The 10,623-nt window shown below is 45.0% G+C and carries 10 protein-coding genes and 2 pseudogenes; 4 read left to right on the top strand and 8 right to left on the bottom strand.

Going from position 1 to position 10,623, the window contains the following annotated elements; translation table 11 throughout:
* Nucleotides 1–464: pseudogene (locus tag LC605_RS27595) on the bottom strand (acyl-CoA desaturase); the annotation flags it as partial.
* 88 nt (nucleotides 465–552) lie between these two features.
* On the opposite strand from LC605_RS27595, the gene LC605_RS27590 reads away from it, so the two are divergent.
* Nucleotides 553–1,788, top strand: coding sequence for a methionine gamma-lyase family protein (locus LC605_RS27590; protein WP_229550672.1), 1,236 nt, complete (start codon nucleotides 553–555; stop codon nucleotides 1,786–1,788).
* A gap of 286 nt (nucleotides 1,789–2,074) precedes the next feature.
* Entirely contained in the window at nucleotides 2,075–2,926 is an 852-nt protein-coding gene (locus tag LC605_RS27585; protein ID WP_229550671.1) for an alpha/beta fold hydrolase, read from the top strand.
* A 393-nt stretch (nucleotides 2,927–3,319) separates the two neighbouring features.
* On the opposite strand, the gene LC605_RS27580 is transcribed toward LC605_RS27585, so the two are convergent.
* The 6 genes from LC605_RS27580 to carA all read right to left on the bottom strand — a co-directional run bounded on the left by LC605_RS27580 (nucleotide 3,320) and on the right by carA (nucleotide 7,750).
* Complete coding sequence (locus LC605_RS27580) at nucleotides 3,320–3,622, bottom strand: DUF1816 domain-containing protein (RefSeq protein WP_229550670.1); 303 nt, start codon at nucleotides 3,620–3,622, stop codon at nucleotides 3,320–3,322.
* Nucleotides 3,623–3,708: 86 nt separating this feature from the next.
* Nucleotides 3,709–4,839 carry a 23S rRNA (guanosine(2251)-2'-O)-methyltransferase RlmB gene (gene rlmB, locus LC605_RS27575; RefSeq protein ID WP_229550669.1) on the bottom strand — a complete coding sequence of 377 codons (1,131 nt, stop codon included), beginning with the start codon at nucleotides 4,837–4,839 and terminating at the stop codon, nucleotides 3,709–3,711.
* A gap of 89 nt (nucleotides 4,840–4,928) precedes the next feature.
* Nucleotides 4,929–5,408, bottom strand: coding sequence for a ribonuclease III domain-containing protein (locus LC605_RS27570; RefSeq protein WP_229550674.1), 480 nt, complete (start codon nucleotides 5,406–5,408; stop codon nucleotides 4,929–4,931).
* A 466-nt stretch (nucleotides 5,409–5,874) separates the two neighbouring features.
* Nucleotides 5,875–6,246, bottom strand: coding sequence for an STAS domain-containing protein (locus LC605_RS27565; protein ID WP_229550673.1), 372 nt, complete (start codon nucleotides 6,244–6,246; stop codon nucleotides 5,875–5,877).
* Nucleotides 6,247–6,253: 7 nt separating this feature from the next.
* Nucleotides 6,254–6,430 (bottom strand): hypothetical protein, encoded by a 177-nt coding sequence (locus tag LC605_RS27560; RefSeq protein ID WP_229550668.1) that lies wholly within the window; start codon nucleotides 6,428–6,430, stop codon nucleotides 6,254–6,256.
* A gap of 153 nt (nucleotides 6,431–6,583) precedes the next feature.
* On the bottom strand, nucleotides 6,584–7,750 hold the full coding sequence (gene carA, locus LC605_RS27555) for a glutamine-hydrolyzing carbamoyl-phosphate synthase small subunit (RefSeq protein ID WP_229550667.1): 1,167 nt from the start codon (nucleotides 7,748–7,750) through the stop codon (nucleotides 6,584–6,586).
* A 384-nt stretch (nucleotides 7,751–8,134) separates the two neighbouring features.
* Between carA and LC605_RS27550 the strand changes: the two genes are divergently transcribed.
* A complete protein-coding gene (locus LC605_RS27550) occupies nucleotides 8,135–9,175 on the top strand; it encodes a TIGR02281 family clan AA aspartic protease (RefSeq protein WP_229550666.1) in 1,041 nt (346 codons plus the stop codon).
* On the opposite strand, the gene trpD is transcribed toward LC605_RS27550, so the two are convergent.
* Nucleotides 9,105–10,196: an anthranilate phosphoribosyltransferase gene (gene trpD, locus LC605_RS27545; RefSeq protein ID WP_229550665.1), complete on the bottom strand. Its 1,092-nt coding sequence runs from the start codon at nucleotides 10,194–10,196 to the stop codon at nucleotides 9,105–9,107. The genes LC605_RS27550 and trpD overlap by 71 nt on opposite strands.
* A gap of 281 nt (nucleotides 10,197–10,477) precedes the next feature.
* Between trpD and LC605_RS27540 the strand changes: the two are divergent.
* Nucleotides 10,478–10,623: pseudogene (locus LC605_RS27540) on the top strand (cytochrome b/b6 domain-containing protein); the annotation flags it as partial.

Below are 10,623 nucleotides of genomic sequence, written 5' to 3'. Positions count from 1 at the left end.
AAATATTTTTCTAAAAACTGATAAACTGAGTCTTCGGCAATGTCTTTGGTGAAACGAGGAACATCAGCGTGAGCGGGACAATAATGAGTTAGCCAACCCATGTGACTCCACCAGAAGCCTTTATTAGAATCATGGGGATCAGTGTCAGTATCAGAGTTTAAATGATGAATGCGATGTGTCCCGATCCACTCAATTGGCCCTCCTTGACACGATAGTGTGCCGAAGAAAACTAAGACATACTCTAGCCACTTGGGAGTTTGAAAACTGCGGTGAGTAACAAGCCGGTGAAATCCTAGAGTAACTCCTAAACCACCTGTTACCCAGTACAGTAAGAGACCCACACCAACTGCCGTCCAGCTAAAGTTACCAGGAACAAGGGCAAATAAAGCGCCGATGTGCAGTCCAATGAAAAACAGGGTATTAACCCAGTTAATTTGAGGTTTGGTCGAAGTAGCAATTGTCATGCAGTAACCTGAAGAAAGAATTTTTCCAGCCCAAGAAGAGCGTGATCTAAAAATCCGCAATCTATATTTTTTTTTGAAAGAGGAACTGATGAACAGCTTAGAACAGCTGCGGCAAGCAGAACATGCACTGTTAGAAATTTTTTCTGTAATTGACACTCAGGTCAAGCATAATCTAAAACGAGTGCTGGATGCTTTTCGTAATCACCGTGTAGGCGCACACCACTTTGCTGGTGTAAGTGGCTATGGTCATGATGATTTAGGACGAGAAACTTTAGATAAAGTTTTTGCCGAAGTTATGGGTGCTGAAGCCGCGGCGGTGCGAGTGCAGTTTGTTTCGGGAACTCATGCGATCGCCTGTGCTTTGTTTGGTGTTCTCCGTCCTGGAGATGAAATGTTAGCAGTGGTCGGTTCTCCCTACGATACGCTTGAAGAAGTCATTGGTTTACGGGGTCAAGGCCAAGGCTCCCTGATCGAGTTTGGCATAAATTACCGCCAATTGGAGCTAACCTCCGAAGGAACTATAGATTGGCAAGCTTTAAGTACTAATGTGGCTGAAAACACTCGTTTAGTGTTAATTCAGCGTTCTTGTGGCTATTCTTGGCGTCCTAGTTTATCAATTGCCGATATTGAAAAAATCGTCCACTTAGTCAAGCAGCAAAATCCGAACACCGTTTGCTTTGTAGATAACTGCTACGGTGAATTTATTGAAACCAGGGAACCCACAGCCGTAGGTGCTGATTTAATGGCGGGGTCATTGATTAAAAATCCTGGTGGTACCATTGTCAGTGCTGGCGGTTATGTCGCTGGTCGCGCTGAGTTAGTGGAAGCATCTGCTTGTCGCCTCACGGCTCCCGGTATCGGTAGTTATGGCGGTGCTACTTTTGACCAAAATCGCCTGCTGTTCCAAGGCTTATTTTTGGCTCCGCAGATGGTAGGAGAGGCGATAAAAGGGACTTATCTGACTGGGTATGTATTTGATCAACTCGGTTATCCAGTGAATCCCGCTCCTCTGGCTCCCCGTGGGGATGTCATTCAGGCAATTAAACTCGGTTCTGCCCAAAAGCTAATTGCTTTCTGTAAAGCCATACAACAGCATTCTCCGATAGGTTCCTACTTAGACCCTGTTCCAGATGATATGCCGGGGTATGAGAGCCAGGTAGTCATGGCTGGGGGGACATTTATTGAAGGGAGTACTTTGGAATTATCGGCAGATGGGCCAATGCGATCGCCCTATGTGGTTTATTGCCAGGGTGGGACTCATTGGACTCATGTAGCGATCGCCTTGGAGGCTGCGATCGATGCTGTTGGGAGTAGTGGTTTATAGTTCAATACCCTTGGGTTAAGCCTAAAACTCTTTGTCAAAGTTAATTTTTTTAACGAACCGCATTCGCGCAGCGTCTCGTCAGAGAAGGACGCAAAGGAAGAGAAGGAAGAAATGCTTAACTTCCAATAAATAAATTATTCAATCAATAATATGGAAGTAAGTCGGCAAAAATAAACCAAACTATATTACGAAACGTAAATACACCTTAAGCCCTTATAAATGAAGAAGGACAAATGACAAATGACAGCCTTAGCCAGTTAGCTTTATTTGCGTCGCTTTACTTACTATGAGCGATCGCCATAATCGTACTACTGCTGCACATCTAAATGTCTACATCCAAGGTCAAGGATTCCCCATTCTGGGTTTACATGGTCATCCTGGTTCTGGTCGTAGTCTTTCTGTCTTTACCAATCATTTATCAAAACGCTACAAAACTTTTGCCCCTGATTTACGTGGATATGGCAAAAGTCGGTACAACGGCAATTTTGATATGAATGACCATTTGACTGATTTAGAAGCGCTATTAGACCGCTTAGAGATTGAAAAGTGCCTAGTATTGGGATGGTCTCTTGGGGGCATTCTGGCAATGGAACTGGCATTACGTTTACCAGAGCGCGTTACCGGGCTGATTTTGGTGGCGACAGCCGCAAAACCCCGTGGTAGTCATCCTCCGATCACTTGGCAGGACAATTTATATACTGGTGTTGCTGCCCTATTGAATTATATAAAACCGAGTTGGCAATGGAATATTGAAACTTTTGGCAAGCGATCGCTTTTTCGCTACCTAATCCAACAACATACATCTACCAGTTACAACTACATCGCTAAGGAAGCAGTACCAGCTTATTTGCAAACCTCTCCTGCTGCTACTCGCGCTCTCTATGGTGCAATTCAATCGGGATACAACCGACTTCCAGATTTGCAACCAATTCAATGTCCGACTTTAGTACTTGCTGGTGAGCAAGATTGCCACATCACACCTGATTCCAGCTTAGAAACTGCTCGACACCTCCTAAATTCTAAATGGCAGTGCTACCCCAACACCGCCCATCTTTTCCCGTGGGAAGTCCCCCATCTGGTTCTCAATGACATTGATTATTGGCTGGAAGAACATCCGGAGGTAATTAGTAGTCAATAGTCCAAGGCTTTTTGACTCTTAAGGAAATAATTCTTAAAACTCGGAATTACGAATTACGAATTACGAATTACGAATTATGTTGGCCTATCTTAAATCTGACAATTCAGGTTATGTGGCAATACTGCGCAGGTTTTGGCAAAAAATAAAAAATGTGTAGGTTGGGTTTCGTTCCTCAACCCAACCGAAGGGCGGGGTTTGTTGGGTAACGCTCCGCTCAACCCAACCTACAAATATTAAAAACCTACGCAGTATTGGGTTATGTGGAAAAGTCCACCAAAAACCTAACCCCCTAACCCCCTTCCCGCATCGGGAAGAGGGAAATTCAAAGTCTCTCTCCTTAAAGGAAGAGAGAAATAGAAGTGAGGTTTTCCAGATGACCTGAATTGTCAGATCTTAAATTTGACCGCCAAAGGCAGGCTGTACTTTGCGGTCAAATCTTTCCCCCAAGTCGTCAGCAATTGTTAAGGCATTAGGTTTGCAACGCTTGACACTCACAACAATTCCCGTAGCTCCTTCAAGTTCTAAATCTTCTATGTATCCTTTGCTTGCTAATGTTGCATCGGAAGAAATCAGAAATGGCCCGAAGTAGTACGTGCAACGGGGATTCTGCGTCACAATCTCTACCCACCAAGCCAAGCCGAGGTTCTCAAACGTGTTAATCAACACTTCCTTGAGGTTATGCCAAATGGTTTTCATAGTTTTCGCCGATTTATAAACGTGCTACAGGGTGTTAAAGGATATGCTGCTTGATTATCTTTTACATTTCTTTATACTCTGTTACGTTATTTTTTAAAAGAGATTTTTTGTAATTTATCTAAGTGCAGTGTACTTAGCGATCGCTGGCGATAAATTTCATAAAGCGCCATACCGGCTGCTACGGAAGCATTGAGGCTGGGAGTCTTACCCTGTAGAGGAATTGATACTAAGAAATCACAGGAGCGTTGAGTTAACATACTCAGACCTTCGCCTTCTGAGCCGATTACCAAAACGATTGGGCCAGTGAAATTGACTGTATGCACAGGCTCACTTCCACTTGCAGCAGTGCCATAAATCCAAAAGCCAGCTTCTTTTAATTCTTCTAAGGCGCGACCAAGGTTAACAACTCTAGCTACAGCAAAATTTTCTAAAGCGCCTGCTGCTACTTTCATCACAGTGGAAGTGATCCCAGATGCTCTTCTTTGGGGAATCACCAATCCTTGAGCGCCAATTGCTTCGGCTGTGCGAATAATTGCTCCCAAGTTGTGAGGATCAGTAATTCCGTCAGCCACCACAATTACGGGATCGGTTACAGATTTGGACTGTTCAATTAGATCGAGCAATTCGATGTACGCGTAGGGAGCAATTTGTGCCGCCACACCTTGGTGATTAGCCCCGTTGGTGAGATGGTCTAAACGCTTGGGTTCAACCTCATCAATAACTGTGCCGTTTTCCTTCGCTTGTAGGAGAAAATGGTGAAAGCTGGGATCGTAGCGCAGACGGGTAGTAATCCACAGACGGTTGAGATTGCGCTGATTTTGTAACGCACTCAATACTGGATGACGACCGTAGATGAGATCGCTATCTTCTTCTATCGGTTGTGTAGATACAGAAGGTTGCGAGAAGTTGCTATTGCGTTGTCGGGAGTTGCTAGAGATCGGGTTGCTATCTATTTTTCTGGGATTGCCAGTCGGATTAACAACAGAGATGGTGTTACCATCTACTTTCCTGGGATTGCGAGTCGGATTAACAACAGAGATGGTGTTACCATCTACTTTCCTGGGATTGCGAGTCGGATTAACAACAGAGATGGTGTTACCATCTACTTTCCTGGGATTGCGAGTCGGATTAGTAATAACACGCTTACCTTTAATTTTTACGGGTTGTCCACGATTTGCTTCGCTAGAAGTCTTGACTTTTCTTGGTTTATTCTGCATTTGAGTTATAGATATAGCGTATGGTTGATCATGCCAATTACCTCAATTTCTTGAACCTAAGATGTTGTGGCTACTGTGAAATTGAGTTCTCACTCGTTCTCTACATGAAGTATTTGCAACAGTTCGGTTAGACGCTGGTAATCGGTGAGATATAAGTAGCCAATTAAGGTTTCTAGACTAGTTGCCTGTTGATAAATTTCGGGATTAAGTCGCTTAGGGCGTCCTGTAGCGGCGTTTCTACCCCGTCGCACAATTTCTAATTCGGTATCCCTGAGATGAGGAATCAGCGATCGCAAATGTAGCGCTTGTGTTTCCGCTCTTACCTGCTCCACTACCAGACTATGGTAAATTCCTGACCGCTGCAATGGCAGCAGATAAAAAATTCTAACATACAACTCATAAATTGCATCCCCCAAATATGCTAAAGCACTAGGAGAAATTTGTTGCACTTGTGAGAAGGAAATCTGTTGGGATGGCGGTGTGGTTGCCAAGAGTGCTTGAGTCCAAGATAAACTGTGTTTGGGAGTTTCATCTTGTCCATCTAATAGCTCTTCCTCCTGTGACTTCACAAATAAATCATTCCTTGACGGGCTAGATTTGGCAGACATTCTTCCCAAAGACTTATTTTTTTGAAGTATGCCATAATAGTCTTTTTAGCATAAACAATACTATCAAAATTACTTCCTAATTTCATCTTTTTGATTGAGAGTTGGCATTTAAAATTACCCTGATGTCAACATCCATAAAGCAAATTTTGCCTACTTATTGTGGTATGCGCCTAACATCGGGTAAAATTTGCACACCAAATTCGCCCTTTGAGTTGATCACATTAGACCTCTTGCAAAAGTCCCTAACATCCCACCCTCAAGAGTATGAGTACATTGAGGGTGGGGACTTTCGCGTACCGTTAAATATAATAGCTCAACTGGCTTAGTCCCTCTCCCACAAGGAGAGAGGTTTTTTGCCAGAAGTTTTAAAAATTAAGTTATCCGATGTTGAATCTGGATAGCTAAATTGATCTCTCAGGTCGAGCAATCAAGACTGCTTGACGTTTTCTAGAGCGTCTTCAACTGATTTTTGCAGAGAGAGAAACTTCTCTAGGCGAACAAGCTTGACCGTTTGAGTTACGCGGGCATTCGTGACAATTTGCAAAGTGCCATTAGCAGTTTGCGCCTGCTTGGCTAGCTGCACCAGAGCGCCCAGGCCAGAACTGTCAACAAAGTCGATTTGTGAGAGATCCAAAATAATGTGCTTAGGGCCTTCGTCAATCTTGCTGCCAAGTGTCTTGCGAAATGTCGGCTCAGAAAAGGCATCTAACAAACCTGTGAGGCGGAATAGCTGACAGTTATCCCGGACTTCACGAGTGCCCCTCAGGCTAACGGTTAGATTCAGTGGCTCAGCAATAATTCCCTCCTCATGAGTTAAAGTGAACGCTCAAGTATAGATGGTTTTTGAGCAAGTTGTCTACAATCTCCTGGAATAGGGGATTGGGCACTTGTACTGCCCTTTGACTACGCTCACCAAGCGCGAATGCGAGTGCATCTGGTAGAGTTGTCGTTGGCGCAGCCTCTGGTAGAGTTGTATTGGCCATTGGAAAACCTTTTCTCAGTCCCTAGTACCGAGTCCCTAATCCCCCATTGGCATTTTGCTATTTTTATTTAATCCTAGATGCGACAACTTGACTCTTGCTTTTTGCTCCAATTCCAAATTAAAAATGCATAGTTCAAAAAGAAATCTTTCATTTTTAATTTTTAATTCCCCTGTGAGGTTGACGTGCTGTTCGCATGGCTTGGACAAATTGCTCAAACAAGTAATCAGCATCGTGGGGGCCAGGGCTAGCTTCTGGGTGATACTGTACGGAGAATACAGGTAGAGATTTGTGACGTACCCCGGCAATGGTGCGGTCGTTTAAGTTCAAGTGGCTGATTTCCACAACTGCTGTAGGTAAAGAATCTGGGTCAATAGCAAAACTATGGTTTTGGCTGGTAATTTCTACCCGTTGTTGTAAGCCAGCAGGCTGATTCAAACCACGATGACCAAATTTGAGTTTATAGGTTTCTGCTCCTAGTGCATGACCTAAAATTTGGTGTCCCATACAAATACCAAAAATGGGTTTTTGACTTAACAGAAGTGCTTTGGCTGTTGCAATTCCTTCAGTGACAGCAGCAGGGTCGCCAGGCCCATTAGAAAGAAACACACCATCTGGATTGTAATTGAGGATTTCCTCTGGTGAGGTATCAGCAGGCACAACAATTACCCGACAACCATAACTTGTTAAGCGACGCAAAATATTACGTTTTATGCCAAAGTCAAGGGCAACAACGGTAAAGGGTTCTCCAAGATTTTCCGCAGCCTCTGAGTTAAATTCCCAAGCTGGAATTGTGGGATCTGACCATTCATAAGCTGTTGGGGTGGTGACTTGACGAACCAGATTCAATCCTGCCATGTTGGGAGCCGCCTGTACTCGCTCTAGCAATTCTGCCTCATCGAGAATGGTTGTAGAAATGCCACCGTTCATGGCTCCAAAGATCCGAATTTTGCGGGTGAGGGCCCGGGTATCGATGCCGTAGATCCCTGGTACTTGATTTTGTTTCAGGTAGTCTGGTAAAGATTGTGTCGATCGCCAGTTACTTGGTTGGTGACAAATATTGCGGGCGATCGCACCCCGTACTTGGGGTCGATCTGATTCTTCATCTTCAGAATTGACACCAGTATTCCCCAATTCCGGATAGGTAAAAATGACAATCTGACCGCAGTAACTGGGGTCGGTCAGAACTTCTTGATAGCCGGTCATGCCGGTGTTGAACACCACTTCTCCGATCGCGGTTCCCATAGCACCGAAAGACCAACCGCGATAAGTGGTTCCATCTGCCAAGATCAGTAAAGCTGGTATTGCGTCAGTCAGGGGCATAGGTGATAGATTGGGGATTGGGCATGGGGCACTTGTACTGAGCGAACGCGAGTGCATCTGGTAGAGTTGCCGTTGGCGCAGCCTCTCCAAGAGTTGTATGGGGCATTGGAAAACTTTTTCTCATTCCCTATTCCCCAATACTGCGATTGTTAATTATCCCATGAGTTGGCCACGACGATCGCCGCCGTCCGTCTTATTATGTCGCCACTGATTCTGGGTACAGAATTGAGTGGAGGACTTAGTACAGATGCAGCATAAAATCGTGGTGAATTGAGGGTTGAAATTTAAACGCAAAGGGGCGCAAAGGGAAGCGCAAAGGTTCGCAGAGAATTCGCTACGAATTAATGAAACGTTGTACTTAGGGCGAATTAGTTAAAATTAATTATGCTTCAGTCTTTTTTATCCCGTGCAACCCTAATTTTTCTATCGACCGCTCTAGCGATTTTGTTTGTTGGCTGTAGTGAAGACAAACGAAACACTGCAACTGGTGGCAATGAGCAACCTACGCCAATTGGGGATCTGTCATTAGTACAGCCGACTGTGGAACCAGTAACACCAGTAACTACCCCAGAAGCACAGCCGCTAGATCGGTCTGAAAGTGAACCAAGTATTTTTGAGATGGGGCGAGACAAAGCTGTTGGCGCTTGGAGTATCAGCCAATCTGCTCAATCTCCAGATGACTGGAATTTGGTGGCGAGTCATTACCAGGATGCGATCGCGCTGATGCAACAAGTGCGGCGACAAAGCCCAGAATTTGCGATCGCTCAAACCAAAATCACTGAATATCGCCACCAAGTTAAATATGCCCAACAGAAAGCTAATCCTCGCCCTGTTGCAGTTAGAGAACCTCAAAAAATAGTTATTGTTGTTCCCCAGACGGCAACCAAACCAAGATATACCTCACCTCCACAAGAAACAAAACCGTTATCACCAGAGCCAGCTTTGCCTTCATCAGCAGTGGTGATTCCAGACCAAGCAGTATTTACAGCCCCGATTAAAAAGCGAATTGGCGGAACGCCAATTGTCGAAGTTACCTTTAATGGCCAGCAACAATTTGAGATGATTGTGGATACGGGAGCCAGTGGCACTGTCATCACCCAAGAGATGGCCAATGCTTTGGGAGTCGTGACAGTGGGGAAAGCTAAGGCAAACACCGCCAGTTCCAGAGCTGTAGAATTTCCTGTGGGCTATGTTAATTCGATGGCACTTGGCGGCGTAATAGCGAATAAAGTAGCAGTAGCGATCGCCGGGGCGGAACTAGAAACTGGACTTCTAGGACATGACTTTTTTGGTAACTACGATGTCACCATCAAACGTAATGTGGTAGAATTTCGCCCGCAACTGCGATCGCAAATCAATTCCCCAGAAACTCAACTAACTGCTCCAACTTCGTCCAAGCCGCCCCACTTTCTAGGATATCCTTAGCGATTTTAATACCCTCGGCGTGATCGAGCAACGCGATCGTACCCGCCACTTGCAGCGCCAACGACGCATTTAAGGCAACTGCATCCTGTTGCGCCTGAGTTCCCTTACCTTGGAGTACAGCCTTGAGAATCGCCGCATTCTCTTGCACATCTCCACCCCGAAGCATACCTATAGAAGCAGGGGTTAAATCGAAATCTAGGGGATTAATGGTAGTTAACTGCACTTCTTTCTCCGATAACACCGCCAAGTCAGTTAAATCTCCCAACCCAGCCTCATCAAGTTTTTCTCGCCCGTGCAGCACAATCGCCTTTTCCTTGCCCAAATTCTGTAAAGCTTCGGCAACAGTTGCCAAAAGCTTAGGAGTAAATAATCCTACCACTTGCCCAGTTGGACGCAACGGATTTACTAACGGCCCGAGCAAATTAAAAATTGTTCGCACTTTCAAAGTCCGCCGTAATGAAGCAACCGCCTTGAGTGCTGGATGCCAACCAGGGGCAAACAAGAAAGTGATCCCCACCTCTTGTAATGCGGCTTCTACTTTGTCACTGGACGCACTCAAGTTTACACCCAAGGCTTCCAATACATCGGCACTTCCTGTGAGACTTGACGCTGAACGATTGCCGTGTTTAGCCACGGGTACACCATAAGCGGCGGCGACAAATGCAACTGCTGTGGAAATATTAAAAGTTGATGAGCCATCTCCACCAGTCCCACAGGTATCGATTACAGTGCTGAATGCTGTTAGTGAATAGCTATGGTTTAACCCCTGCTGAGTGCTGAGTGGGGAACATTGAGATTGTAATACTTCAGCCATGCCGGTCAACTCGTCGGCAGAAATGCCTCTAAAGTTCAGCGCTGTTAAAATAGCCCCTGACAATTCTGGAGGAACCGCTTCACTGAGCCAACCTTGCATCAATTCCGCAGACTGAGTGCGAGACAATGATTGGCCGTCTATTAATTGTTGCAGCAAGGTATACCAGCTAACAGAGGATTCTTGAGCAGGGATTGGGGAAGTTGTCATAGCTAAGATTTGTATGTTGTAGCATAGTGGTTCTCCTTTGTATGCAATACACTTTCACTTCCATTCCTTTGCAGGCAAGGGTCTGGCGGTTAGTTTTGTATTGAATTCAACACAGAAGCGCTATATATTGTAGCGCTGCTGTACGTGGAAAGCGACGAACCTGAGCTAATGCAATAAACTCTGCCAAAATGTAGCTGTGAGTTAAGCTACCACTACTGACTCACCAAGAGCTGAAATTATCTATTCAGAACTCCCACAATTAGCTAACAAGGCACATTTCTATGCCCCGTTCTGTACCCTATCAACCTTTGTTGTTGCGAATTCTTCATGGCGCGAGTGGAATTTTAGCGATCGCCGCAATCATTACCGGATTTCTGGTTTACAACACATACGATCGCCGATTTGGTAAAATACCATTTCCTCAAAT

This window comes from Nostoc sp. CHAB 5836 (genome assembly GCF_020829445.1).
Taxonomy (GTDB): domain Bacteria; phylum Cyanobacteriota; class Cyanobacteriia; order Cyanobacteriales; family Nostocaceae; genus Nostoc.
The sequence above is the reverse complement of the archived record's forward strand: the minus strand, read 5'-3'. Positions and strand labels throughout refer to the sequence as shown.